Source organism: Pseudomonas fluorescens (assembly GCF_001648775.1).
Lineage (GTDB): Bacteria > Pseudomonadota > Gammaproteobacteria > Pseudomonadales > Pseudomonadaceae > Aquipseudomonas > Aquipseudomonas fluorescens_M.
Genome location: NZ_LVEJ01000029.1, coordinates 96,014 through 120,059 on the forward strand (window position 1 = coordinate 96,014; position 24,046 = coordinate 120,059).

Sequence of the window (24,046 nt, forward strand, 5' to 3'; positions counted from 1 at the left end):
AGTCTGACAAGCGATTACCCATGACGAACCGTACCCGTATCCTCACCGGCATCACCACCACCGGCACGCCGCACCTGGGCAACTACGCCGGCGCCATCCGCCCGGCGATCCTTGCCAGCCGCGACAGCAATGCCGATTCGTTCTACTTTCTGGCCGACTACCACGCCCTGATCAAATGCGATGACCCGCTGCGCATCCAGCGCTCGCGTCTGGAAATCGCCGCGACCTGGCTGGCCGGTGGCCTCGATGTCGACCGCGTGACCTTCTACCGCCAGTCCGACATCCCGGAAATCCCTGAGCTGACCTGGCTGCTGACCTGCGTTGCCGCCAAGGGCCTGCTCAACCGTGCGCACGCTTACAAGGCGTCGGTGGACAAGAACGTTGAAACCGGTGAGGACCCGGATGCCGGCATCACCATGGGCCTCTACAGCTACCCGGTGCTGATGGCCGCGGACATCCTGATGTTCAACGCGCACAAGGTACCGGTCGGTCGTGACCAGATCCAGCACGTGGAAATGGCCCGCGACATCGGCCAGCGTTTCAACCATCTGTTCGGTCAAGGCAAAGAATTTTTCACCATGCCCGAAGCGCTGATCGAAGAAAGCGTGGCGACATTGCCGGGCCTCGACGGTCGCAAGATGTCGAAGAGCTACGACAACACCATCCCGTTGTTCTCCAGCGCTAAAGAGATGAAGGACGCGATCTCGCGGATAGTCACTGACTCCAAAGCACCAGGCGAAGCGAAAGATCCGGACAACTCGCACCTGTTCACCCTGTTCCAGGCCTTCGCCACGCCGGTGCAGGCTGACGAATTCCGCAGCGAACTGCTCGGCGGTCTGGGTTGGGGCGAGGCGAAGAATCGTCTGTTTCAATTGCTCGACAACGATCTCGGCGAGGCTCGCGACAAGTATCACCAGTTGATCGAGCGTCCGGCAGATCTGGAAGACATCCTGCAGATCGGTGCCAAGAAGGCCCGCGCCGTGGCAACGCCGTTCCTCAACGAACTGCGTGAAGCGGTTGGCCTTCGCTCCTTCGTCAATCAGGTTCAGGTTGCCGCGACGACCAAGAAGAAAGCCGCAAAAGCCGCACGTTTTGTCAGCTTCCGCGAAGACGACGGCAGCTTCCGTTTCCGTTTGCTGGCGGCTGATGGCGAGCAACTGCTGCTGTCGCGTAACTTCGCCGATGGCAAAACCGCAGGCCAGGTAACCAAACAACTGCAATCCGGCCAGCCACTGGACGTGCGCAGCGAAGACCTGAGCTTCAGCGTCTGGCTCGAAGGTGAGTGCGTCGGCGACAGCCCGGCGTTCGCCGACGCTGCTGCGCGGGACGCGGCCATCGAGGCGCTGCGCGTTGCGCTGACCCCGGTTCAGGACTAATCGGCGGCACGGTCCGACCAAGGGCCGATTGCCATTCCCACGGGCCGTCGCTACAGTGACGGCCCGTTTTTGTTGCCTTGCTAACGAATTATGACGCCCCTAGAACGATACCAAGCTGATCTGAAACGCCCGGACTTCTTCCATGACGCCGCGCAGGAAACTGCTGTGCGTCATTTGCAGCGCCTGTACGACGATCTGATCGCCGCCGATCAGAACAAGCCGGGTCTGCTGAGCAAACTGTTTGGCAAAAAGGATCAGACGCCGGTCAAAGGTCTGTATTTCTGGGGCGGCGTAGGTCGCGGCAAGACGTACCTGGTCGACACCTTCTTCGAAGCGCTGCCGTTCAAGGAAAAGACCCGCACCCACTTCCACCGCTTCATGAAGCGCGTACACGAAGAAATGAAAACCCTCGGCGGCGAGAAAAACCCGCTGACCATCATCGCCAAGCGTTTCTCCGACGAGTCGCGGGTGATCTGCTTCGATGAATTCTTCGTCTCCGACATCACCGACGCGATGATCCTCGGCACGTTGATGGAAGAGCTGTTCAAGAACGGTGTGACCCTGGTCGCGACCTCGAACATCGTCCCGGACGGTCTCTACAAGGACGGTCTGCAACGTGCGCGTTTCTTGCCGGCCATCGCGTTGATCAAGCAGAACACCGAGATCGTCAACGTCGACAGCGGCGTCGACTATCGCCTGCGTCACCTCGAACAAGCGGAGCTGTTCCACTTCCCGCTCGATGAGGCGTCCCACGAAAGCCTGCGCAAGAGCTTCCGCGCGCTGACACCGGAATGCACTGCAGCGGTCGAAAACGACGTGCTGATGATCGAGAACCGCGAGATTCGTGCCCTGCGTACTTGCGATGACGTGGCCTGGTTCGACTTCCGCGAACTGTGCGACGGCCCGCGTAGCCAGAACGACTACATCGAACTGGGCAAGATCTTCCACGCCGTGTTGCTCAGCGGTGTCGAGCAGATGAGCGTCACCACCGACGACATCGCTCGCCGCTTCATCAACATGGTCGACGAGTTCTACGACCGTAACGTCAAGCTGATCATTTCGGCTGAAGTCGAGCTGAAGGATCTCTACACCGGCGGCCGTCTGAACTTCGAATTCCAGCGCACGCTGAGCCGTTTGCTGGAAATGCAATCGCACGAATTCCTGTCGCGGGCGCACAAGCCTTAAACAGAATCGGCAAAGAAAAAGGGCCTGCGATTGCAGGCCCTTTTTTATGCGCACTGAATTACCCCTGTGGGAGCGAGCCTGCTCGCGAAGGCGGTGTGTCAGCCAACAATTTTGTTGAATGTGAAACCGAATTCGCGAGCAGGCTCGCTCCCACATTGGAATTGCGCTGTTGCAGGAAAATTATGCAGCCTGCTGAAACTGCTGCCGATACTGATTCGGCGACAGCTCAGTGTGCTGGCGGAACAGCCGCGCAAAGAAACTCGCGTCGTCGTAGCCGACCTCATAACTGATGGTCTTGATGCTCTTGCGACTGCCGGACAGCAAACCCTTGGCCGTCTCGATACGCAGGCGTTGCAGGTAATGCAGGGGCTTGTCACCGGTGGCGGTCTGGAAGCGCCGCATGAAATTGCGGATGCTCATGCCGTGCTCGCGGGCGACGTCTTCGAAGCGGAACTTGTCGGCAAAATGCTCTTCGAGCCAGTGCTGGATCTGCAGGATGATCACGTCCTGATGCAGCTTCTGGCCGCCGAACCCGATACGTCCCGGCGCATAGCTGCGCTGCACTTCATAGAGAATGTCGCGGGCCACGGCCTGCGCGACGTTGGCCCCGCAAAAGCGCTCGATCAAATAAATGTAGAGGTCGCAGGCTGAGGTGGTGCCGCCGGCGCAGTACAGGTTATCGGCGTCGGTCAGGTGCTTGTCCTGATTGAGGTAGACCTTGGGGAAACGCTCGGCGAACGCATTGAAGAACCGCCAGTAGGTGGTCGCTTCCTTGCCGTTGAGCAGGCCGGCTTCGGCCAGCCAGAACACCCCGGTGGCTTCGCCGCACAACACCGCGCCACGGGCATGTTGCTCACGCAGCCACGGCAGGATCTGTGGATAACGGGCGCACAGCGTATCGAAGTCGTCCCAGAACGCCGGGAGGATGATGACGTCGGCGTTTTCCAGACCGCCGTCGACCGGCATCACCACGTCACTGAAACTGTTCACCGGTTTGCCGTCGGGGCTGACCAGGCGCGTTTCAAACGCCGGTGTCAGGCCGTGGCCCAGTTGTTTGCCATAACGCAGGCTGGCCAGATGGAAGAAATCCTTGGCTTGCATGAGAGTGGAAGCGAAAACCCGGTCGATTGCCAGGATGCTGACGCGCCGCAAGGGCGTGGAGACGTGCTTGGACATAATTCAACTTTTGTTTTGTTTTTATAAGGGAAAGTGGTCACCAGACGGCTGGATCGTCTTATTTTTTGTCGGATGTGTCCAGTGTCACGTGTCAGAAGGGAGGCTTAGTCTCTGAAGCTCATCTCCCTCCAACAACAAAGAAAGGTGCCGCATGATCCCCAGAACCTTGTTCAGCTCCGAGCACGAATTGTTTCGCGACAGCGTACGCACCTTCCTCGAAAAGGAGGCCGTGCCGTTCCACGCGCAATGGGAGAAACAAGGCCACATCGACCGCAAACTGTGGAACAAGGCCGGGGAGGCGGGGATGCTTTGCTCGCATTTGCCGGAAGAATACGGCGGGTTGGGCGCGGATTTTCTCTACAGCGCCGTGGTGATCGAGGAGGTCGGGCGACTGGGCCTGACCGGCATCGGTTTCTCGCTGCATTCGGACATCGTCGCGCCTTACATCCTGCATTACGGCAGCGAGGCGCTGAAGCACAAATACCTGCCGAAACTGGTTTCGGGCGAGATGGTCACGGCCATCGCCATGACCGAGCCGGGTGCTGGGTCTGACCTGCAAGGCGTGAAGACCACCGCTGTGCTGGACGGCGATGAATATGTGATCAACGGCTCGAAAACGTTCATTACCAACGGCTTTCTGGCTGATCTGGTGATCGTGGTCGCCAAGACCGATCCGAAGGCCGGCGCCAAGGGCACCAGTCTGTTTCTGGTCGAAGCGAATACGCCGGGATTTGAGAAGGGCAAGCGCCTGGAGAAGGTCGGCATGAAGGCGCAGGACACCTCGGAGCTGTTCTTCCAGGATGTGCGCGTGCCGAAGGAAAATCTGTTGGGGCAGGCCGGGGCCGGGTTCGCCTATCTGATGCAGGAGTTGCCGCAGGAGCGTCTGACGGTAGCGATCGGTGGGCTGGCTTCAGCTGAAGCCGCGTTGCAGTGGACGCTGGATTACACCCGTGATCGCAAGGCCTTTGGCAAAGCGATTGCCGACTTCCAGAACACCCGCTTCAAGCTGGCGGAGATGGCCACCGAGATTCAGATCGGCCGCGTGTTCGTCGACAAATGTCTGGAACTGCACCTGCAAGGCAAGCTCGATGTGCCGACAGCGGCGATGGCGAAATACTGGGGCACCGACCTGCAATGCAAGGTGCTCGACGAGTGCGTGCAGTTGCATGGCGGTTACGGCTTCATGTGGGAGTACCCGGTGGCCCGGGCGTGGGCGGATGCGCGCGTGCAGCGGATCTATGCCGGTACCAATGAAATCATGAAGGAGATCATTGCGCGCTCGCTTTGATCTTCGCTGCATTGGCTGGCCTCTTCGCGAGCAGGCTCGCTCCCACAGGTACGGTGATCCTCTGTGGGAGCGAGCTTGCTCGCGAAGGCGGCTTCTCTATCGATTACGGCGCTGGGTTCGGGTGATCCTTGTGAATCGCCTCAATCCCCGCCAACACTTCATCGGAAAGCTTCAAATCGAAACTGGCAATGTTGCTATCCAGTTGCTCAAGCGTCGTCGCCCCAATGATGTTGCTGGTGACGAACGCTTGCTGCGTCACGAACGCCAGCGCCATTTGCGCCGGATCCAGACCGTGCTCACGGGCCAGCGCGACATAACGGCTGCACGCTGCTTCCGACTGCGCATTGAAATAGCGGCTGAAGCGGCTGTAGAGGCTCAGACGGCCTTTCGGCGGACGCGCGCCACCTTCGTACTTGCCTGAGAGGAAACCAAATGCCAGCGGCGAATAGGCGAGCAAACCGCATTGTTCGCGGATGGCGATTTCCGCCAGGCCCACTTCAAAGCTGCGGTTGAGCAGGTTGTACGGGTTCTGGATCGACACCGCACGCGGCCAGCCACGGGCTTCGGCCAAGGCAAGGAAGCGCATGGTGCCCCACGGGGTTTCATTGGACAGGCCGATGTGGCGGATCTTGCCGGCCTTCACTTGCTCGTCGAGCGCTTCGAGGGTGTCTTCGAGCGGAGTCAGGTTGGCTTCGATCTTGTGCTTGTAGCCCAGTTGTCCGAAAAAGTTGGTGCTGCGCTCCGGCCAGTGCAATTGATACAGGTCGATGTAATCGGTCTGCAGACGCGCGAGGCTGGCATCCACCGCGGCGGTGATGTGCTGGCGGTTGTGGCGCAGGTTTTTGTCGCGGATGTAATCGATGGTGTTGCCGGGACCGGCAATCTTGCTGGCGAGGATCCAGTCGGCACGGTCACCGCGGCTTTTGAAGTAATTGCCGATGTAGCGCTCGGTGGTGGCGTAGGATTCGGCTTTCGGCGGCACCGGGTACATCTCGGCGGTGTCGATGAAATTGATCCCGGCCTCTTTGGCGCGTTCAATCTGCGCGAAGGCTTCAGCTTCAGTGTTTTGCTCGCCCCAGGTCATGGTGCCGAGGCAGATTGCACTCACGTTCAGGTCGGTACGGCCTAGCTGGCGATAGTCCATCGGGTGCTCCTTGGGCAAAACAATCATAAAAGCAGGTTGAAATATTTTTCGCAATCTGCATAATTGCCGACCTCTTTCTGCAGTGGAAGTGATGCGCCGCCGCCGAAGAATCTTGCCGTTGAACGGACGCGCCGACCCGAGCCCCCGAAAGCGTCTGTATCCGGCTGCCTTTGACTTGTCAAAGTACGCACTATTCAGTAAGATCCGCCGTCTAATTTACAGGGCGGCCCCTGAGGCTATAAAGAATGAAAACTTTTACTGCTAAACCGGAAACAGTAAAGCGCGACTGGTTTGTCGTCGACGCTGCTGGTCAGACCCTGGGTCGTCTGGCCACCGAAATCGCGAGCCGTCTGCGTGGCAAGCACAAGCCTGAGTACACTCCTCACGTTGACACCGGCGACTACATCGTCGTAATCAACGCTGAGCAGATTCGTGTTACCGGTGCTAAAACCACTGACAAAATGTACTACTCCCACTCCGGTTTCCCGGGCGGCATCAAGTCGATCAACTTTGAAAAGCTGATCGCTAAAGCCCCTGAGCGCGTGATCGAGACCGCGGTTAAAGGCATGCTGCCTAAAAACCCACTGGGTCGCGACATGTACCGTAAGCTGAAAGTCTATGCGGGCGCTGCACACCCACATACTGCTCAGCAGCCCCAAGAACTGAAGTTTTAACGGAATAGTACATTATGTCGGCGACTCAAAATTACGGCACTGGCCGTCGCAAGACCGCAACCGCACGCGTTTTCCTGCGTCCGGGTACTGGTAACATCTCCATCAACAACCGTTCGCTGGAAAACTTCTTCGGCCGCGAAACTGCCCGCATGGTAGTTCGCCAGCCGCTGGAGCTGACTGAGACTGTCGAGAAGTTCGACATCTACGTCACCGTGATCGGCGGTGGTGTAAGTGGTCAAGCTGGCGCAATCCGCCACGGCATCACTCGCGCTCTGATGGACTACGACGAAACCCTGCGTGGCGCTCTGCGCAAAGCTGGCTTCGTTACTCGCGACGCCCGTGAAGTTGAACGTAAGAAAGTTGGTCTGCGTAAAGCGCGTAAGCGTCCGCAGTACTCGAAGCGTTAATTCCGCTTCCACGTTCAAAAAAAACGCCCGCTTCCTCACGGAAGCGGGCGTTTTTTTATGCCTGTGATTTATCAAAGAATTGCGCTGCGACAACTTGCCACTTCCGTAGACCCCCTATACTGCAAGGCTTGGGGGTGAGAGCTGCGGGTAATTCCCTTGTCAGAATTGGGGCTTTTCATTACCATTCGGCAAAATTTTTATAAGTAACATTGATTTATTTAGTAGATGCCTGATTTAACAGGCCACAAAAGCTGATGGGAGAGGACTGAATGAGCAATGACGGCGTGAATGCAGGCCGGCGTCGCTTCTTGGTAGCAGCCACATCCGTGGTGGGTGCTGCAGGAGCGGTGGGGGCTGCGGTCCCGTTCGTGGGGTCATGGTTTCCCAGTGCCAAGGCGAAAGCCGCCGGTGCACCGGTGAAAGTGAATGTCAGCAAAATCGAGCCAGGACAGCAGATGATTGCTGAGTGGCGCGGCCAGCCGGTGTTCATTGTCCGCCGTACTGCGGAAATCCTGGGGAATCTCAAAAAGATCGAGGGCCAGCTCTCCGATCCGACCTCCAAAAACTCCACGCAACCTACCTATGTCGACCCTGAAGTGCGCTCGATCAAGCCAGAAATTCTGCTGCTGATCGGGATTTGCACACACCTGGGTTGCTCACCAACTTTCCGTCCCGAAGTGGCACCTGCGGATCTGGGTAAAGACTGGGTCGGTGGCTATTTCTGCCCTTGCCACGGTTCCCACTACGATCTGGCTGGTCGCGTCTACAAGTCGCAACCTGCGCCTTTGAACCTGCCAGTTCCCCCGCATTCCTATGAGACCGATGACCTGATTGTCATTGGCGTCGATACGGAGAAAGCGTGATGAGCAAGTTCATGGATTGGGTTGATGCGCGCTTTCCTGCGACCAAAATGTGGGAAGACCATCTCAGCAAGTATTACGCTCCAAAAAACTTCAACTTCTTCTACTTCTTCGGCTCCCTGGCGCTGCTGGTTCTGGTGAATCAGATCGTCACCGGTGTCTGGCTGACGATGAGCTACACGCCGTCGGCAGAAGAAGCGTTCGCTTCCGTTGAATACATCATGCGCGACGTCGAGTACGGCTCGATCCTGCGTCTGCTGCACTCGACCGGCGCTTCGGCGTTCTTCATCGTGGTCTATCTGCACATGTTCCGTGGTCTGCTTTACGGTTCTTATCAGAAGCCGCGTGAGCTGGTCTGGGTCTTCGGCATGCTGATTTACCTGGCGCTGATGGCCGAAGCTTTCATGGGTTATCTGCTGCCATGGGGCCAGATGTCGTACTGGGGCGCCCAGGTGATTATCTCGCTGTTCGGTGCGATTCCGGTCATCGGCAACGACCTGACGCAGTGGATTCGTGGTGACTATCTGATCTCCGGGATCACCCTGAACCGCTTCTTCGCCTTGCACGTTGTCGCCCTGCCAATCGTGATTCTTGGCTTGGTGGTGCTGCACATTCTGGCGTTGCACGAGGTCGGTTCGAACAACCCTGATGGCGTCGACATCAAGAAGCACAAAGACGAAAACGGCATCCCGCTGGACGGCATCGCCTTCCACCCGTACTACACCGTGAAGGACATTGTCGGTGTCGTAGTGTTCCTGTTTATCTTCTGCTTTATTGTGTTCTTTTTCCCGGAAATGGGCGGTTACTTCCTCGAAAAACCAAACTTCGAGCAAGCCAACCCGTTCAAGACACCTGAGCACATTGCCCCGGTTTGGTACTTCACGCCGTTCTACGCCATCCTGCGTGCGATCCCGGACAAACTCATGGGTGTTATCGCCATGGGCGCGGCGATTGCGGTGCTGTTCGTACTGCCGTGGCTGGATCGAAGCCCGGTCAAATCGATGCGCTACAAAGGCTGGATGAGCAAGATCTGGCTGGTGGTGTTCTGCATCTCGTTCGTGATCCTCGGCATTCTCGGTGTGCTTGCGCCGACGCCGGAGCGAACCTTGCTGTCGCAGGTCTGCACCTTCCTGTACTTCGCCTACTTCATTCTGATGCCGTTCTACACCAGGCTCGAGAAGACCAAACCGGTTCCGGAAAGGGTGACTGGCTGATGAAAAAGTTATTTTTTGCTCTGATTTTTGCTGCGTTGCCTGTGCTGTCTTTCGCTGCTGAACACGGTGGTCCGGAACTGGAAAAAGTCGACATCGACGTTTCCGACAAGGCCGCACTGCAGGACGGTGCGCGTACCTTTGCCAACTATTGCATGGGTTGCCACAGCGCCAAGTTCCAGCGTTACGAGCGGGTTGCCGATGACTTGGGCATTCCTCACGAAATGATGCTGGAGAAGGTGGTGTTCACCGGTGCCAAGATCGGCGATCACATGAACATCGGCATGCAGCCGGCGGACGCCAAGACCTGGTTCGGCGCAGCGCCACCGGATCTGACGCTGGTGGCTCGCGTGCGTGGCACTGATTGGCTTTACGGTTACCTGCGTTCGTTCTACGAGGATCCTGCACGTCCATGGGGCGTGAACAACAAGGTCTTCCCGAACGTCGGCATGCCTAACGTGCTGGTCGGCCTGCAAGGTCGCCAGGTCGTGGGTTGCAAACAGGTGCAGATCGTCGAGGACGGCAAGAAGCAATATGATCCGCTGACCGGCACGCCTTTGACCCATGAAGCGTGTGATCAACTGACCATCGTGCCGAAGTCCGGCGCTCTGAACGAAGAGCAGTTCGATGAGAAGGTCAAGAATCTGGTAACCTTCCTGGCTTACTCGGCTAACCCGGTTAAGCTGCAACATCAGCGCATCGGTACTTATGTCTTGCTGTACCTGGCGTTCTTCTTTGTGTTCGCCTACCTGCTCAAGCGTGAATACTGGAAAGACGTGCACTGATACGCTTCAAGCATTGCTGTTAATCGCGCGCGCCCAAGGGTGCCTCCGATAACGCAACATCCGGTCAGCCGGATGTCGCGGGAGGCGCCCTCTGGGCGCGCGCGTTTTTCCGGTTCCGATAATTTCAACAAGCGAGGAGGATCGCCATGGGCGTGACCAATCGGTTGGCCTGTTACTCCGACCCCGCCGACCACTATTCCCACCGAGTGCGCATCGTGCTTGCAGAGAAGGGTGTCAGCGCCGAGATCATTTATGTGGAAGCTGGTCGCCAGCCGCCTAAACTGATTGAGGTGAACCCTTACGGCAGTCTGCCGACGCTGGTCGATCGCGACCTGGCGTTGTGGGAGTCGACCGTGGTGATGGAATATCTGGATGAGCGTTACCCGCACCCGCCACTGATGCCGGTTTACCCGGTGGCGCGTGCCAACAGTCGTCTGCTGATTCATCGTATTCAGCGCGACTGGTGTGGTCTGGTGGATCTGATCCTGGATCCGAAGAGCAAGGAGGCCGCGCGAGTCGTGGCGCGCAAGGAATTGCGTGAAAGCCTGACGGGCGTGTCGCCGCTGTTTGCCGACAAGCCATTTTTCCTCAGTGAGGAACAAAGTCTGGTGGATTGCTGCCTATTGCCAATACTCTGGCGTCTGCCGATTCTGGGTATTGAACTGCCGCGGCCAGCCAAGCCGCTGCTTGATTATATGGAGCGCTCGTTTGCGCGTGAGGCATTCCAGGCGAGTCTGTCTGGTGTCGAACGCGATATGCGCTAAGGCTTAAGGAGCCGCTATGAACTCCAGTCGACCTTATCTGGTCCGCGCGCTCTACGAGTGGATTGTTGATAACGATTGCACCCCGCACATGCTGGTCAATTCCGAATATCCGGCGGTGCAGGTGCCGCAGGGTTTCGCCAGTGACGGGCAGATTGTCCTGAACATTTCGCCGAGTGCCGTGCGTCATTTGCACATGGACAACGACGTGGTGACCTTCGAAGGTCGCTTCGGTGGCGTTCCGCACAGCTTGTACGTGCCGATCAGCGCGATTCTGGGAATCTACGCCCGGGAGAACGGTCAAGGCATGGTGTTTGATCTTGAGTCGCCGATGGATGACGAGGAAGAGATCGAGGCGGATGACGACTTGCCGCCACCGGACAGCGAGCCGCCGCGCCCTAGCGGCCGGCCTAGCTTGAAGGTAGTGAAGTAATAAAAAAGGCGATCCAGATGGATCGCCTTTTTTGTGCGCGCGTTTCAGCGGTCAGTCGATGTATTCGAACAGCTTGACGATTTTCTGTACGCCGGAGACGCCCTGAACCAGATTGGTTGCCTGAGTGGCTTCCTGTTTGGTCAGCAGGCCCAGCAGGTAGACGATACCGTTCTCGGTCACGACCTTGATGCGTGAGCCGGGAATGCTGGCATCCGTGAGCATCTGCGTCTTGATCTTGGAGGTCAGCCAGGTGTCGTTCTGGCGTGCCAGGAAGCCGGACGGCGGGATGACCTGCAGTTCGTTATGAACGGTTTTCACCCGTTGGACAGCGGCTGCCGCTTGCTCGGCCTTGGCTTTCAAGTCCGCGCGAGGGGTTTGACCGGCCAGCAAGACAACACCGTTGAAACTGGTGACGACGATGTGCGAATCGTTGTCCAGGGCCGGGTCGGCCTTGGCCACGTTCACACCGACTTTGGTTTCGATCAACGAGTCGTCGATCTTGCTGCCGAAGGTGCGCGTGCCGCGGTCGTCATCGATCGGTGCTTCACGGCTGGCGTTCACCACCGAGGTGCAGCCGCTGATGCCCAGGCACAGGGTCAAGGCCAGAAGGCCAAGGCGATTAGGGGTCATTCTTCACTCCCGAACAGTTGGCTGTCGATCAGATCGCAAAGGCAATGGATCGCCAGCAAGTGGACTTCTTGAATACGTGCAGTGACATTGGCCGGTACGCGAATCTCGACGTCCTCGGGCAACAGCAGCGACGCCATGCCGCCGCCATCGCGTCCGGTCAAAGCTACGACAATCATTTCGCGATCATGTGCGGCCTGGATCGCTTGAATAATGTTCGCCGAGTTACCGCTGGTCGAAATCGCCAGCAGGACATCGCCTGGCTGACCGAGTGCGCGGATCTGTTTGGAGAACACTTCGTTGTAGCTGTAGTCGTTGGCGATCGATGTGATCGTCGAGGTGTCGGTGGTCAGGGCGATGGCTGGCAGGCTCGGACGCTCGCGCTCGAAGCGGTTGAGCAGCTCCGACGAGAAGTGCTGGGCATCGCCGGCCGAGCCGCCGTTGCCGCACGAAAGCATTTTGCCTTCGTTGAGCAGGGCGTTGACCATGATCTGGCTGGCTTGCTCGATGTGCGGTGCAAGTACGTCCATCGCCTGTTGCTTGGTGTCGATACTGGCCTGGAAAAGCTGGCGAATTCGGGATTGCATGTCCATCTGTGTGACCTTAAGTAGCGCGGCTGTACGGCACATGAATGTGCAGCCCGCAAAGCAAAGAGCAAAATTTGTCGGTGGAATTGTCCGGGTCGCAACGCAGCCGATCAACTGTCGAAAGCATTCTGCAACCAGTTCAGCTGACTCGGATGGCTGTCGATGGCCACCACGTCGAAGCGGCAAGGGGAATTGGCCCAACGCGACTCGCGCTGAAGAAAATACTGTGCAGCGAAAATCAGTTTCTGCTGCTTGCGCCCATCGATGCTAGCGAGCGCGCCACCCCATTGAGTGTTTTTTCTGTAGCGAACTTCAACGAATACTACTGTATCGCCATCAAGCATGACCAGATCAAGCTCACCGCGTTTGCATAACCAGTTCTGCGCCAACAGGCGCAGACCGTGTTGTTGCAGATGCTCGAGCGCCTGGCGCTCGGCATCTTTTCCGCTTTGCGAGCGTGACCTGTCAGGCATTAGCGCGGGGTGTCCGGCAGGCGTTGAACCTGACCGCTGACGAACTGCGCCCAAGGCAACTGACGCACCACGCGTTGAGTCTGGGTCATGCCGAGGCTGCCCGACTCACCATCGATGCGGCTGTCCGGCAGGGCTTTGAGTTGGCCCAGGCGCGGCGCCAGGCGATAGGCATCGACACCCATCGCGTACAGGCGGCCGAGGCTGCCGGCGGCTTGTGGCCACTGCGCAACCACTTGCTGACGCAGTGGATCGCTGTTGTCCAGCAACCATGGGGTTTCGCAGAAGCGGATGCCATTCATGTCGTTGTACTGGTTGACGTCGCCGCTGGCGCTGTAAACGTGCGAGGTCGCGTAAACCGGAACATCACCGGCGTACTGGAAGTTCAGGGTCGGCTTGATCTGCTGCGCCTGTTGTGGCGTGGCAGCAAGGAAGATGAACTCGATGTCCTGACGACGCGAAGGCTGCGCGGCGACGTTAGTGCCAGCGGCATTTTGCAGGCTCTTGGCGCGGGCTTCGCTCTGACGCAGCTGGAACATGTCAGCGATCTGCTGAGCCAGTTGCACCGGCTGATCAACACGCTCGGTCGCTACGATGCTGCCGCCGTTCGCTTGCCAGTCCTGGCTGAACGCACGCAGTACGCGGTCGCCCCATTCGCCTTTCGGCACCATGATGGCGGCGCGGTGCAGGCCATCGGCACGGGCACGACGCGAGACTTCCCGAGCTTCGTCTTCAGCGGCCAGACCGAACTGGAACAGTTGCGCCGGGCCTTGATCACCTTCGCTGTAGTTCAGCGCGAGGGTGGTGATCGGCAGTTGCGGACGGGTGCTCAGCTGTTTGACCAGTGGTTTTTCCAGTGGGCCGACAACCAGTTGCACGCCATCAGCCTGAGCCTTGCGGTAGAACTCGTCCATCGAGGTCAGCTTCGAGCTGTCGTAGAACTCGATCGCTGGCGGCTTTTGTCCGGCCTGTTGAGCCTGGTAGTGCGCAGCCATGAAGCCTTCACGCAGTGCCTTGCCAACAGCGGCCAGCGGGCCGTCCTGCGGCAGCAGCAGGGCGATCTTGCTCAGTGGCTGGCTGGCCAGTTCCTTGAGTTTGGTCAGCGGCAGCGGCAGGTTGATTGCGGCCGGGTGCTTTGGGTTCTGTGCACGCCAGGTGTCGATCGCAGCTTGCTGTTGTTCCAGGGTGCCCGCGGATTTCACCGCCAGCGCCAGGCCCATCCAGCCGCCGAGGTCGTCGCTAGTGTTGGGTTGCAGTTGGTCGGTTGGCAGCGAGCCGATCAGGGTCCAGATCGCTTCGTGGTTCTTGCTCGCGGCTTCGCCTTGCAGCATCGGGGCGATGAACACGCGCTCGCGGGCGGCAGCCAGCGTCTGACCATCGGCTTCAAGGGCACGGGCGTGAACGGTGCCGGTGCGCACTTGTTGCTCTTCAGGCATTTCGCCCAAGTGTTGCAGGCTTGGATGGCTCAGGGCGGTCAGCGCGGCTTTCGGCTGATTGCGGGTCATCGCCAACTCGGCATTCAAGGTGCTGGCGAAAATCTGCTGGCCTGGCTTGAGTTGCTCCATCGGCACTTGTTGCAGGATTTGCGCGGACTGTCCGGCGTTACCCTGACGGTAAGCCAGGTCCGCTGCGCTGAGGCGCAACAGGGCAGCTTTTTCCGGGGTTTTAGCCTGGGTCGCCTGTTCGAGCAGTTGCTCGATGCTGGCATCCGGGGTCCGTGGAAGTTCGCCAAGGCTGGAGGAAGGGGAGCTGGCGCAAGCCGCCAACAAGGCAGCGAGGCAGAGGGCAGTGAACAGCCGCAGGCAAGCGATCATGTAAGTGTTCCTGATACTCGATCAAATTAGCGTCGAATTGTACCCAAGCACTGGCCGGGGCGCGATGTTAGTGGCGTGAAACGTACGATTTAGCTGTAGTAAATGTTGCGGTGGTGCGTAACCAAGGGGAAAACCGTGCTGGCTCGAAGCGCGTCGCGAGCCTCGTGTCGCGCTACAATGGCCGCTTTTACCGATCACGAGGTGTGCGCTTTGACTGCTCCAGGTTCCCTGAATTCCGCTGCTGGCTCGCTTTATGTGGTGGCGACGCCCATCGGCAACCTGGACGACATCAGCGCCCGGGCACTGAAGATCCTCCGCGAGGTGGCGTTGATTGCTGCCGAAGACACCCGCCACTCGGCGCGCCTGATGCAGCACTTCGGGATCGGCACGCCGTTGGCCGCGTGTCACGAACACAATGAACGAGATGAAGGTAGTCGCTTTATTACCCGCTTGCTGGCCGGTGACAACGTGGCGCTGATCTCTGACGCTGGCACGCCACTGATTTCCGATCCGGGTTATCACCTGGTCCGTCAGGCCCGTGCGGCCGGGATCAATGTAGTCCCGGTGCCCGGCGCCTGTGCGCTGATTGCGGCGTTGTCGGCGGCGGGTCTGCCGTCTGACCGCTTCATCTTTGAAGGCTTCCTTCCAGCCAAGTCGGTTGGGCGCAAGGCGCGACTGGAGGCGGTTAAAGAAGAGCCGCGCACGCTGATCTTTTATGAAGCTCCGCATCGCATTCTTGAATGCCTGCAGGACATGGAAGCCGTGTTTGGCGGTGAGCGTCAGGCATTGCTCGCCCGGGAAATCACCAAGACGTTCGAAACCCTCAAAGGCTTACCGCTGGCCGAGTTGCGCGCGTTCGTCGAATCCGACAGCAATCAGCAGCGCGGCGAATGCGTAGTGTTGGTGGCGGGCTGGACGCCGCCGGAGTCCGAAGACGCGGTCAGCAGCGAAGCGATGCGCATCCTTGATCTGCTGCTCGAAGAAATGCCGCTCAAGCGTGCCGCCGCGCTGGCAGCGCAGATCACCGGCGAGCGCAAAAACGTGCTGTATCAGGTTGCGCTGGATAAACAGAAAAGCGTGTAAGCCGTCGCCCATAGCGGTCTTGAGGCTTTTAGCGCTTGTTCTTCGGCCGCTCTGCCGTTACCCTTCGCGGCGGAGAGTCGATCGGACAGTCGCTGCCCTCTATGAAAATTAGGGGGGGGAGGAAAGTCCGGGCTCCATAGGGCGAAGTGCCAGGTAATGCCTGGGAGGCGTGAGCCTACGGAAAGTGCCACAGAAAATAACCGCCTAAGCGCTTCGGCGCCGGTAAGGGTGAAAAGGTGCGGTAAGAGCGCACCGCACGTCTGGCAACAGTTCGTGGCTAGGTAAACCCCACTTGGAGCAAGACCAAATAGGGTCCCAAGGCGTGGCCCGCGCTGGGACCGGGTAGGTTGCTAAAGATGTCCAGTGATGGCCATCGTAGACGAATGACTGTTCAAGACAGAACCCGGCTTACAGATCGACTCTCCACCTTTTTCTTTCCCTGCTTGAATCATTGGCAACAGGGCTGTGTAATATCAGCAGGCCTGCTCTGAAAGTTCGGCAGCGGCAAACGCAGTAATAGCCATTTCCCACCTCGCTTCAATCAACAGCAGAAGCGCATTTGTAATACCGAAAAAATCTTACTCTTAACAAATTACTTTAACTTTCGAGCGCAGCTTTCAGTGCTGCATCAAGTTATGGGTCCAAAGTCTGCGCCAGATTGTCGTTATGCCTCCTTTTATGCTCCTAAATCTCCGTTCTGTAAGGGTTTTCCTTTAATCCGCGCCTTGACGGTGTGGTGGGCGCATTCCTATAGTGTGCGCAAGTGGCGGAAAGTGGCATGAAGTGGGTTTTTTGAGCTCAAAACGATAAAAATTGGAGAAACGCAGACGTGTTTCGCGGAGCTAACGCTATCAGTCTCGACGCAAAGGGCCGTCTCGCTATGCCGAGCCGGTACCGTGACGAGCTCGATTCGCGTAGTTCCGGCCAATTAATCGTCACCATTGATGCCGTTGATCCGTGTCTGTGTGTCTATCCGCTCGACGAGTGGGAAATTATTGAAACCAAGTTGCGCGCGCTTCCTTCGCTTCGCGAAGAGAACCGTCGCCTGCAACGTTTGCTGATTGGTAATGCCGTCGACCTCGAACTCGATGGCAGTGGTCGTTTTCTGGTTCCACCGCGTCTGCGCGAATACGCCAAGCTGGATAAGCGCGCGATGCTGGTAGGCCAACTGAACAAGTTCCAATTGTGGGACGAGGATGCATGGAACGCGGTATCTGCCGCTGACCTTGCTGCTATTCAACAACCGGGCGCGATGCCTGATGAACTGCGTGATTTGATCCTGTGACTATTGATAGCGGCTTTAACCACATCACCGTACTGCTTGACGAAGCCGTCGAGGCTCTCGCCGTACGTCCTGATGGCTGCTATCTGGACGGAACGTTCGGGCGCGGTGGCCATAGCCGGTTGATCCTCAGCCAGCTCGGCACGGACGGTCGGCTCATCGGATTCGACAAAGATCCACAAGCGATTGCCACCGGGCAAACGCTAGCGGCCGAAGACGGCCGCTTTGTCGTTGTGCAGCGCAGCTTTGCCGAGCTCGGTTCCGTTGTCGCTGAACAAGGTCTGAGCGGCAAGGTCAGCGGTATTCTGCTCGACCTTGGCGTGTCGTCGCCGCAGCTCGACGATGCTGAGCGCGGCTTCAGTTTCCTCAATGACGGCCCGCTGGACATGCGCATGGACCCGTCCCGGGGCATCAGCGCGGCCGAATTCGTCAACACCGCGCCGGCTGAGGAAATCGCCCGGGTGTTCAAGGAATACGGTGAAGAGCGTTTCTCCGGGCGTATGGCTCGCGCCGTCGCCGAGCGTCGCGATATCAAGCCGTTCGAGCGCACTGCCGATCTGGCTGAAGTATTGAAAGTCGCCAACCCGGCATGGGAAAAGGGCAAGAACCCGGCCACCCGTGCCTTCCAGGGTTTGCGCATTCACGTCAACAACGAACTGGGTGATCTGGAAGCCGGCCTCGAAGCCGCACTGGACGCTCTGGAAGTCGGTGGTCGCCTGGTGGTGATCAGCTTCCACTCGCTGGAAGACCGCATCGTCAAACTGTTCATGCGCAAGCTGGTGAAAGGCGAAGCCGACAACCTGCCGCGCAACCTGCCGGTTCGCCACGTCGCGTTCGAACCGAAAATCAAAGTCCATGGCAAAGCGCAGACGGCCTCCGACGCCGAACTCAAAGCCAACCCACGTTCCCGTAGCGCCGTCATGCGCGTCGCGGAGAAGCTGCGGTGAGCAAGCTTTTCGCCAAGCCACTGCCCGGCGGCAGCTTTCTGATGCTGCTGCTGTTCATCGGCGTGCTCGTCTCGGCCATTGCCGTGTCGTACAGCGCGCACTGGAACCGGCAGTTGCTCAACACCCTTTATAACGAACTCAGCGTGCGCGACAAGGCGCAGGCCGAGTGGGGTCGCCTGATTCTTGAGCAAAGCACCTGGACCGCGCACAGCCGCATCGAAGTGCTGGCCACTGAACAACTGAAAATGCACATTCCCGGCGCGGCTGACGTGAAGATGGTGGCGCCATGATGAAACTCGAAGGCGCACTGTTCCCATGGCGCTTCCGCCTGATGGTGGCGCTGCTCGGCGTGATGGTCGCGGCGATCTGCTGGCGCATCATCGACCTGCAAGTGGTTGACCGTGACTTCCTCAAAGGTCAGGGCGACGCGCGCAGTCTGCGACACATCCCGATTCCGGCTCACCGTGGTCTGATCACCGACCGTAACGGCGAGCCTTTGGCCGTGAGTACCCCGGTGACCACGCTGTGGGCCAACGCCAAGGAAATGCAAACGGCGAAAGAGAAGTGGCCAGCACTGGCCGCCGCGCTGGGGCAGGACCCGAAAGCCCTGACCGAACGCCTCGAAGCCCAGGCCAACAAAGAATTCATTTACCTGGTGCGCGGGTTGACCCCCGAGCAGGGCCAGTCGGTGCTCGATCTGAAAGTGCCGGGCGTTTACGGTATCGAAGAATTCCGCCGGTTCTACCCGGCTGGTGAAGTCACCGCGCACATGGTCGGGTTTACCGACATCGATGACCACGGTCGTGAAGGTGTCGAACTCGCTTATGACGAGTGGCTCGCCGGGGTGCCGGGCAAACGACAGGTCATCAAGGATCGGCGCGGTCGGCTGATCAAGGATGTCCAGGTCACCAAAAACGCCAAGGCCGGCAAGCCCTTGGCGTTGTCCATTGACCTGCGTCTGCAATATCTGGCCAACCGCGAACTGCGTAACGCGATCATCGAGAACGGCGCCAAGGCCGGCAGCCTGGTGATCATGGACGTCAAGACCGGCGAGATTCTGGCTATGGTCAACCAGCCGACCTACAACCCGAACAACCGTCGCAACCTGCAGCCGGCGATGATGCGTAACCGCGCGATGATCGACGTGTTCGAACCGGGTTCGACCATGAAAGCCATCTCGATGAGCGCCGCAATCGAGTCCGGTCGCTGGAAGCCGAGCGACACCGTCGAGGTGTATCCGGGCACGTTGCAGATCGGCAAATACACGATCAAGGACGTTTCCAAAAGCGAAGGGCCGGTGCTGGACATGACCGGTATTCTGATCAATTCCAGTAACGTCGGCATGAGTAAGGTCGCGTTCGATATCGGCGGTGAAACCATTTACCGTCTGGCACAGAAAGTTGGCCTGGGTCAGGACACCGGTCTCGGTTTCCCGGGCGAGCGCGTCGGTAACCTCCCCAATTACCGGGATTGGCGTAAAGCCGAAACCGCGACGCTGTCGTACGGTTACGGTATTTCCGTGACCGCGATCCAGCTGGTTCACGCGTTCTCGGCATTGGCCAATAACGGTCGCCTCGCACCGCTGACCCTGATCAAAACCGACAAGCCGCCGCAGACCACGCAAGTGCTGCCGGAAGCCGTCGCGAAAACCATGCAAGGCATGTTGACCCAGGTAATCGAAGCGCCACGCGGTGTGTTCCGCGCGCAGGTGCCGGCCTATCACGTGGCGGGCAAGTCGGGTACGGCGCGTAAGACCTCGGTGGGCACCAAGGGCTACGCGGAAAACTCGTACCGCTCGCTGTTCGCCGGTTTCGGCCCGATGAGCGATCCGCGTTACGCCATCGTTGTGGTGATCGACGAACCAAGCAAGGCCGGCTACTTCGGTGGTCTGGTATCGGCGCCAGTGTTCAGCCGCGTGATGTCCGGCACCTTGCGTTTGATGAACGTAACCCCGGACAACCTGCCGACGACGCAACAAGCCAATGCCACCCCGGTCATTCCGCTGAAAGCCAATGGAGGGCGCGGCTGATGTCATTAAGTCTGAACAAGATATTCCCCCACGCCGGCCACGATCTGTTGATCCGTGAATTGGCGCTGGACAGCCGCAACGTACGCGCAGGTGATTTGTTCCTCGCTGTGCCTGGCGGCAAATTCGATGGCCGTGCGCACATTGCCGATGCTCTGCAACGTGGCGCCGCTGCGGTTGCTTATGAAGTCGAAGGCGCTACCGTGCTGCCGATCACCGACGTGCCGCTGATTCCGGTCAAAGGTCTGGCCACGCAGCTGTCGGACATCGCCGGGCGTTTCTACGGTGAGCCAAGTCATCACCTGAATCTGGTCGGCGTCACCGGCACCAACGGCAAGACCAGCGTGACCCAATTGGTCGCGCAGGCGCTCGATCTGCTCGGTCAGCATTGCGGCATCGTCGGGACCCTGGGTTCCGGCTTCTATGGCGCACTGCAAAGCGGTCTGCACACCACGCCGAATCCGATTGCCGTGCAAGCGACGTTGGGCGACCTGAAAAAGGCCGGCGCCAAAGCCGTGGCCATGGAAGTGTCGTCCCATGGTCTGGATCAGGGCCGCGTCACTGCGCTGGCGTTCGATGTCGCGGTGATGACCAATCTGTCCCGCGATCATCTGGATTATCACGGCACCATGGAGGCGTACGCCGAGGCCAAGGCCAAGCTGTTCGCCTGGAATGATCTGAAGTGCCGCGTGGTCAACCTTGACGACGATTTCGGCCGGCAACTGGCCGCTGAAAAACGTGAGTCGCGTCTGATCACCTACAGCCTGCTCGACAGCAGCGCCTACCTGTTCTGCCGCGAAGCGCAGTTCGACGACCACGGCGTGCGCGCCACTCTGGTCACGCCGCAGGGCGAGCATCATCTGCGTAGCACGCTGCTCGGCCGTTTCAACCTGAGCAACGTGCTGGCGGCGGTCGGCGCCTTGCTCGGTCTGGATTACGCGCTCGACGAAATTCTCAAAGTACTGCCAAAACTCGAAGGCCCGGCCGGGCGCATGCAGCGTCTTGGCGGTGGCACGCAGCCGTTGGTGGTGGTCGATTACGCCCACACCCCGGATGCGCTGGAAAAAGTCCTCACGGCCTTGCGCCCGCACGTCAAAGGTCAGCTGCTGTGCCTGTTCGGCTGCGGCGGTGACCGTGATCGCGGCAAACGTCCGTTGATGGCTGAAGTGGTCGAGCGTCTGGCCGATCAAGTGCTGGTCACCGACGACAACCCGCGTACCGAAGACCCGGCAGTGATTTTCGATGACATCCGCGCCGGTTTCACCGCTGTGGATAAGGTCACCTTCGTCGCCGGCCGTGGTCAGGCGATTGCACAACTGATTGCCGGCGCTTCGGCGGATGACGTGATTGTTCTGGCCGGTAAAGGTCACGAGGACTATCAGGAAATCAACGGCGAGCGCCACGCTTTCTCCGATCTGGTCGAGGCCGATCACGCCCTGACCGCTTGGGAGGTGGCCCATGCTTAAGGCCCTGAAACTCAGTGAACTGACCAACGCGCTTGATGCACGTTTGATCGCTGCCGATGCCAGCTTCGACGGCGTCAGCATCGACAGCCGTGCGATCCAGCCTGGGCAACTGTTTATTGCGTTGACCGGCCCGCGTTTCGACGGTCATGACTATTTGAATGACGTGGCAGCAAAAGGCGCCGTGGCTGCGCTGGTCGAGCGTGAAGTCGCCGACACTACGCTGCCGCAATTGCTGGTCAAAGACACCCGTCAGGCCCTCGGTCAGTTGGGCGCGCTGAACCGTGCTGCCTTCACTCAGCCAGTCGCCGCGATCACCGGTTCCAGCGGCAAGACCACGGTCAAGGAAATGCTTGCGAGCATCCTGCGCACGCGCGGTCCGGTGCTGGCGACCCGGGGCAATCTGAACAACGACCTCGGTGCACCGCTGACTCTGCTCGAACTGGCCCCGGAACACACTTCGGCGGTGATCGAACTGGGCGCCTCGCGTCTGGGGGAAATCGCTTATACCGTCGGCCTGACCAAGCCGCATGTGGCGATCCTGAACAATGCCGGCACCGCTCACGTCGGTGAGTTTGGCGGCCCGGAAAAAATCGTCGAAGCCAAAGGTGAAATCATCGACGGGTTGGCAGCTGATGGCATCGCCGTGCTCAACCTCGATGACAAAGCTTTCGGTATCTGGAAGACCCGTGCCGGCGCACGCAAAGTACTGACCTTCGCCCTGAGCAACACTCAGGCGGATTTCTACGCGAGCGATCTGAGCACTGATGCCCGTGGTTGCCCGGCCTTCAATTTGCACACACCTGAAGGTGTCGAGCGCGTTCAACTGAACCTGCTCGGCACCCACAACGTCGCCAATTCCATGGCCGCCGCCGCTGCCGCGCACGCTTTGGGCGTGTCGCTGTTCGGCATCGCCACCGGGCTTGGCGCCGTGCAACCGGTCAAGGGTCGCACCGTCGCGCAACTGGCGAAAAACGGCATGCGCGTGATCGATGACACTTACAACGCAAACCCCACCTCAATGTGCGCGGCCGTTGATATACTCGCCGGCTTTTCCGGCCGCACCGTCCTGGTGCTCGGGGATATCGGCGAGTTGGGCGATTGGGCGGAGCAGGGGCACCGCGACGTGGGCGAGTACGCCCGGGGCAAGGTTTCCGCGCTTTACGCCGTTGGGCCAAACATGGTTCACGCCGTGAACGCATTCGGTGAACAGGCGCATCACTTCGGCACGCAAGCCGAGCTGATCCAGGCCCTCGACGCCGAGCAGGACACAAACACCACCATTTTGATCAAGGGTTCGCGCAGTGCAGCGATGGAAAACATCGTTGCGGCTCTGTGCGGGTCCAGTCTGGAGAAACATTAATGCTGCTGCTGCTAGCGGAGTATCTGCAACAGTTCTACAAAGGCTTCGCGGTCTTTCAGTACCTGACCCTGCGCGGGATCCTCGGTGTACTGACCGCGTTGGTTTTGTCGCTGTGCTATGGCCCGTGGATGATCCGCACTTTGCAGAACCGTCAGATCGGTCAGTCCGTGCGTAACGATGGTCCGCAATCGCACCTGTCGAAATCCGGTACGCCGACCATGGGCGGCGCACTGATTCTGTCTTCGATTGGCGTCAGCACGTTGCTCTGGGCTGACTTGAGCAACCGCTACGTCTGGACTGTTCTGCTGGTGACCCTGCTGTTCGGCGCCATCGGCTGGGTCGACGATTACCGCAAAGTCATCGAGAAGAACTCGCGTGGCCTGCCGAGCCGCTGGAAGTATTTCTGGCAATCGGTGTTCGGCCTCGGCGCAGCGATCTTCCTTTATATGACCGCATCCACCCCGGTGGAAACCACGCTGATTCTGCCGATGCTCAAGGACTACAGCATTCCGCTGGGCCTGGGCTTTATCGTGCTGACCTACTTCGTGATCGTCGGTTCGAGCAACGCGGTCAACCTGACTGACGGCCTCGACGGCCTGGCAATTATGCCAACCGTGATGGTCGGCGGTGGCCTCGGCATCTTCTGCTACCTGTCGGGTAACGTGAAATTCGCTGAATACCTGCTGATTCCTTACGTGCCTGGCGCGGGCGAACTGATCGTGTTCTGCGGCGCGCTGATCGGTGCCGGCCTCGGCTTCCTGTGGTTCAACACCTATCCAGCGCAAGTGTTCATGGGCGACGTCGGTGCACTGGCACTCGGCGCGGCACTGGGCACCATCGCGGTGATCGTTCGTCAGGAAATCGTCCTGTTCATCATGGGCGGCGTGTTCGTGATGGAAACCCTGTCAGTCGTCATTCAGGTTGCGTCCTTTAAGCTGACCGGTCGCCGTGTGTTCCGCATGGCACCGATACACCACCACTTTGAACTCAAGGGCTGGCCCGAGCCGCGTGTGATCGTCCGTTTCTGGATCATCACCGTGATTCTCGTGCTGATCGGCCTTGCCACCCTGAAGCTGAGGTAGAA

The 24,046-nt window shown here is 59.0% G+C and carries 24 protein-coding genes and 1 other RNA gene; 19 read left to right on the plus strand and 6 right to left on the minus strand.

Features of this window, described 5'->3' with window-relative positions; genetic code table 11:
* The first annotated feature begins 20 nt into the window (after nt 1-20).
* Both A8O26_RS25775 and zapE read left to right on the plus strand, forming a co-directional pair.
* Nucleotides 21-1,376: a tryptophan--tRNA ligase gene (locus tag A8O26_RS25775; RefSeq protein WP_064120484.1), complete on the plus strand. Its 1,356-nt coding sequence runs from the start codon at nt 21-23 to the stop codon at nt 1,374-1,376.
* 90 nt (nt 1,377-1,466) lie between these two features.
* Nucleotides 1,467-2,561, plus strand: a complete 1,095-nt coding sequence (gene zapE / locus A8O26_RS25780; RefSeq protein ID WP_053123668.1) for a cell division protein ZapE — start codon at nt 1,467-1,469, stop codon at nt 2,559-2,561.
* Between the two features lie 180 nt (nt 2,562-2,741).
* Here zapE and A8O26_RS25785 read toward each other — a convergent pair whose 3' ends face one another.
* The gene (locus tag A8O26_RS25785; RefSeq protein WP_172828211.1) at nt 2,742-3,638 is read right to left on the minus strand and encodes a GlxA family transcriptional regulator; all 897 of its coding nucleotides are present in this window, start codon (nt 3,636-3,638) and stop codon (nt 2,742-2,744) included.
* A 250-nt stretch (nt 3,639-3,888) separates the two neighbouring features.
* Here A8O26_RS25785 and A8O26_RS25790 point away from each other — a divergent pair, with 250 nt between their 5' ends.
* Nucleotides 3,889-5,025 carry an acyl-CoA dehydrogenase family protein gene (locus tag A8O26_RS25790; protein WP_064120486.1) on the plus strand — a complete coding sequence of 379 codons (1,137 nt, stop codon included), beginning with the start codon at nt 3,889-3,891 and terminating at the stop codon, nt 5,023-5,025.
* Nucleotides 5,026-5,128: 103 nt separating this feature from the next.
* On the opposite strand, the gene A8O26_RS25795 is transcribed toward A8O26_RS25790, so the two are convergent.
* Nucleotides 5,129-6,169: an NADP(H)-dependent aldo-keto reductase gene (locus tag A8O26_RS25795; protein WP_064120487.1), complete on the minus strand. Its 1,041-nt coding sequence runs from the start codon at nt 6,167-6,169 to the stop codon at nt 5,129-5,131.
* Nucleotides 6,170-6,414: 245 nt separating this feature from the next.
* Between A8O26_RS25795 and rplM the strand changes: the two genes are divergently transcribed.
* From rplM to A8O26_RS25830, 7 genes are all read left to right on the plus strand, one after another.
* Nucleotides 6,415-6,843 (plus strand): 50S ribosomal protein L13, encoded by a 429-nt coding sequence (rplM, locus tag A8O26_RS25800; RefSeq protein ID WP_007917032.1) that lies wholly within the window; start codon nt 6,415-6,417, stop codon nt 6,841-6,843.
* A 14-nt stretch (nt 6,844-6,857) separates the two neighbouring features.
* Nucleotides 6,858-7,250 carry a 30S ribosomal protein S9 gene (rpsI, locus tag A8O26_RS25805; RefSeq protein WP_008080273.1) on the plus strand — a complete coding sequence of 131 codons (393 nt, stop codon included), beginning with the start codon at nt 6,858-6,860 and terminating at the stop codon, nt 7,248-7,250.
* A gap of 269 nt (nt 7,251-7,519) precedes the next feature.
* Complete coding sequence (gene petA / locus A8O26_RS25810; RefSeq protein ID WP_003228055.1) at nt 7,520-8,113, plus strand: ubiquinol-cytochrome c reductase iron-sulfur subunit; 594 nt, start codon at nt 7,520-7,522, stop codon at nt 8,111-8,113.
* Entirely contained in the window at nt 8,113-9,324 is a 1,212-nt protein-coding gene (locus tag A8O26_RS25815) for a cytochrome b (protein WP_016985147.1), read from the plus strand. The genes petA and A8O26_RS25815 overlap by 1 nt, the downstream gene beginning before the upstream one ends.
* Nucleotides 9,324-10,106 (plus strand): cytochrome c1, encoded by a 783-nt coding sequence (locus A8O26_RS25820; RefSeq protein WP_064120488.1) that lies wholly within the window; start codon nt 9,324-9,326, stop codon nt 10,104-10,106. The genes A8O26_RS25815 and A8O26_RS25820 overlap by 1 nt, the downstream gene beginning before the upstream one ends.
* A 146-nt stretch (nt 10,107-10,252) precedes the next feature.
* The gene (locus tag A8O26_RS25825; RefSeq protein ID WP_007917025.1) at nt 10,253-10,870 is read left to right on the plus strand and encodes a glutathione S-transferase N-terminal domain-containing protein; all 618 of its coding nucleotides are present in this window, start codon (nt 10,253-10,255) and stop codon (nt 10,868-10,870) included.
* A gap of 16 nt (nt 10,871-10,886) precedes the next feature.
* Nucleotides 10,887-11,300: a ClpXP protease specificity-enhancing factor gene (locus tag A8O26_RS25830; RefSeq protein WP_064120489.1), complete on the plus strand. Its 414-nt coding sequence runs from the start codon at nt 10,887-10,889 to the stop codon at nt 11,298-11,300.
* Nucleotides 11,301-11,351: 51 nt separating this feature from the next.
* On the opposite strand, the gene A8O26_RS25835 is transcribed toward A8O26_RS25830, so the two are convergent.
* The 4 genes from A8O26_RS25835 to A8O26_RS25850 all read right to left on the minus strand — a co-directional run bounded on the left by A8O26_RS25835 (nt 11,352) and on the right by A8O26_RS25850 (nt 14,798).
* Nucleotides 11,352-11,930: a BON domain-containing protein gene (locus A8O26_RS25835; protein ID WP_007917023.1), complete on the minus strand. Its 579-nt coding sequence runs from the start codon at nt 11,928-11,930 to the stop codon at nt 11,352-11,354.
* Nucleotides 11,927-12,520 (minus strand): phosphoheptose isomerase, encoded by a 594-nt coding sequence (locus tag A8O26_RS25840; RefSeq protein ID WP_008082788.1) that lies wholly within the window; start codon nt 12,518-12,520, stop codon nt 11,927-11,929. Before A8O26_RS25840 ends, A8O26_RS25835 begins: the two co-directional genes overlap by 4 nt.
* A 104-nt stretch (nt 12,521-12,624) precedes the next feature.
* Nucleotides 12,625-12,987, minus strand: coding sequence for a YraN family protein (locus A8O26_RS25845; protein WP_064120490.1), 363 nt, complete (start codon nt 12,985-12,987; stop codon nt 12,625-12,627).
* Complete coding sequence (locus tag A8O26_RS25850) at nt 12,987-14,798, minus strand: penicillin-binding protein activator (protein WP_064120491.1); 1,812 nt, start codon at nt 14,796-14,798, stop codon at nt 12,987-12,989. The genes A8O26_RS25845 and A8O26_RS25850 overlap by 1 nt, the downstream gene beginning before the upstream one ends.
* 177 nt (nt 14,799-14,975) lie before the next feature.
* Here A8O26_RS25850 and rsmI point away from each other — a divergent pair, with 177 nt between their 5' ends.
* The 9 genes from rsmI (at nt 14,976) to mraY (ending at nt 24,044) form a co-directional block, all read left to right on the plus strand.
* The gene (rsmI, locus tag A8O26_RS25855; RefSeq protein ID WP_064120492.1) at nt 14,976-15,881 is read left to right on the plus strand and encodes a 16S rRNA (cytidine(1402)-2'-O)-methyltransferase; all 906 of its coding nucleotides are present in this window, start codon (nt 14,976-14,978) and stop codon (nt 15,879-15,881) included.
* 73 nt (nt 15,882-15,954) lie between these two features.
* Nucleotides 15,955-16,308: RNase P RNA component class A (gene rnpB / locus A8O26_RS25860), an RNA gene on the plus strand.
* 402 nt (nt 16,309-16,710) lie between these two features.
* On the plus strand, nt 16,711-17,166 hold the full coding sequence (gene mraZ, locus A8O26_RS25865) for a division/cell wall cluster transcriptional repressor MraZ (protein ID WP_007917012.1): 456 nt from the start codon (nt 16,711-16,713) through the stop codon (nt 17,164-17,166).
* Nucleotides 17,163-18,110 (plus strand): 16S rRNA (cytosine(1402)-N(4))-methyltransferase RsmH, encoded by a 948-nt coding sequence (gene rsmH / locus A8O26_RS25870; protein WP_007917010.1) that lies wholly within the window; start codon nt 17,163-17,165, stop codon nt 18,108-18,110. Before mraZ ends, rsmH begins: the two co-directional genes overlap by 4 nt.
* Nucleotides 18,107-18,400 (plus strand): cell division protein FtsL, encoded by a 294-nt coding sequence (ftsL, locus tag A8O26_RS25875; RefSeq protein WP_007917008.1) that lies wholly within the window; start codon nt 18,107-18,109, stop codon nt 18,398-18,400. The genes rsmH and ftsL overlap by 4 nt, the downstream gene beginning before the upstream one ends.
* Nucleotides 18,400-20,139: a peptidoglycan D,D-transpeptidase FtsI family protein gene (locus tag A8O26_RS25880; protein ID WP_172828212.1), complete on the plus strand. Its 1,740-nt coding sequence runs from the start codon at nt 18,400-18,402 to the stop codon at nt 20,137-20,139. Before ftsL ends, A8O26_RS25880 begins: the two co-directional genes overlap by 1 nt.
* On the plus strand, nt 20,139-21,602 hold the full coding sequence (locus tag A8O26_RS25885; RefSeq protein ID WP_064120494.1) for a UDP-N-acetylmuramoyl-L-alanyl-D-glutamate--2,6-diaminopimelate ligase: 1,464 nt from the start codon (nt 20,139-20,141) through the stop codon (nt 21,600-21,602). Before A8O26_RS25880 ends, A8O26_RS25885 begins: the two co-directional genes overlap by 1 nt.
* Nucleotides 21,595-22,962 carry a UDP-N-acetylmuramoyl-tripeptide--D-alanyl-D-alanine ligase gene (locus A8O26_RS25890; RefSeq protein WP_064120495.1) on the plus strand — a complete coding sequence of 456 codons (1,368 nt, stop codon included), beginning with the start codon at nt 21,595-21,597 and terminating at the stop codon, nt 22,960-22,962. Before A8O26_RS25885 ends, A8O26_RS25890 begins: the two co-directional genes overlap by 8 nt.
* Nucleotides 22,962-24,044 carry a phospho-N-acetylmuramoyl-pentapeptide-transferase gene (mraY, locus tag A8O26_RS25895; RefSeq protein WP_007917000.1) on the plus strand — a complete coding sequence of 361 codons (1,083 nt, stop codon included), beginning with the start codon at nt 22,962-22,964 and terminating at the stop codon, nt 24,042-24,044. The genes A8O26_RS25890 and mraY overlap by 1 nt, the downstream gene beginning before the upstream one ends.
* The last annotated feature ends 2 nt before the right edge of the window (nt 24,045-24,046 follow it).

Coding starts and splice junctions, on each gene's coding strand:
- A8O26_RS25775 (WP_064120484.1), top strand. CDS start 21: ATGACGAACCGTACCCGTATCCTCACCGGCATCACCACCACCGGCACG.
- zapE (WP_053123668.1), top strand. CDS start 1,467: ATGACGCCCCTAGAACGATACCAAGCTGATCTGAAACGCCCGGACTTC.
- A8O26_RS25790 (WP_064120486.1), top strand. CDS start 3,889: ATGATCCCCAGAACCTTGTTCAGCTCCGAGCACGAATTGTTTCGCGAC.
- A8O26_RS25795 (WP_064120487.1), bottom strand. CDS start 6,169: ATGGACTATCGCCAGCTAGGCCGTACCGACCTGAACGTGAGTGCAATC.
- rplM (WP_007917032.1), top strand. CDS start 6,415: ATGAAAACTTTTACTGCTAAACCGGAAACAGTAAAGCGCGACTGGTTT.
- rpsI (WP_008080273.1), top strand. CDS start 6,858: ATGTCGGCGACTCAAAATTACGGCACTGGCCGTCGCAAGACCGCAACC.
- petA (WP_003228055.1), top strand. CDS start 7,520: ATGAGCAATGACGGCGTGAATGCAGGCCGGCGTCGCTTCTTGGTAGCA.
- A8O26_RS25815 (WP_016985147.1), top strand. CDS start 8,113: ATGAGCAAGTTCATGGATTGGGTTGATGCGCGCTTTCCTGCGACCAAA.
- A8O26_RS25820 (WP_064120488.1), top strand. CDS start 9,324: ATGAAAAAGTTATTTTTTGCTCTGATTTTTGCTGCGTTGCCTGTGCTG.
- A8O26_RS25825 (WP_007917025.1), top strand. CDS start 10,253: ATGGGCGTGACCAATCGGTTGGCCTGTTACTCCGACCCCGCCGACCAC.
- A8O26_RS25830 (WP_064120489.1), top strand. CDS start 10,887: ATGAACTCCAGTCGACCTTATCTGGTCCGCGCGCTCTACGAGTGGATT.
- A8O26_RS25835 (WP_007917023.1), bottom strand. CDS start 11,930: ATGACCCCTAATCGCCTTGGCCTTCTGGCCTTGACCCTGTGCCTGGGC.
- A8O26_RS25840 (WP_008082788.1), bottom strand. CDS start 12,520: ATGGACATGCAATCCCGAATTCGCCAGCTTTTCCAGGCCAGTATCGAC.
- A8O26_RS25845 (WP_064120490.1), bottom strand. CDS start 12,987: ATGCCTGACAGGTCACGCTCGCAAAGCGGAAAAGATGCCGAGCGCCAG.
- A8O26_RS25850 (WP_064120491.1), bottom strand. CDS start 14,798: ATGATCGCTTGCCTGCGGCTGTTCACTGCCCTCTGCCTCGCTGCCTTG.
- rsmI (WP_064120492.1), top strand. CDS start 14,976: ATGGCCGCTTTTACCGATCACGAGGTGTGCGCTTTGACTGCTCCAGGT.
- A8O26_RS25880 (WP_172828212.1), top strand. CDS start 18,400: ATGAAACTCGAAGGCGCACTGTTCCCATGGCGCTTCCGCCTGATGGTG.
- A8O26_RS25885 (WP_064120494.1), top strand. CDS start 20,139: ATGTCATTAAGTCTGAACAAGATATTCCCCCACGCCGGCCACGATCTG.
- A8O26_RS25890 (WP_064120495.1), top strand. CDS start 21,595: ATGCTTAAGGCCCTGAAACTCAGTGAACTGACCAACGCGCTTGATGCA.
- mraY (WP_007917000.1), top strand. CDS start 22,962: ATGCTGCTGCTGCTAGCGGAGTATCTGCAACAGTTCTACAAAGGCTTC.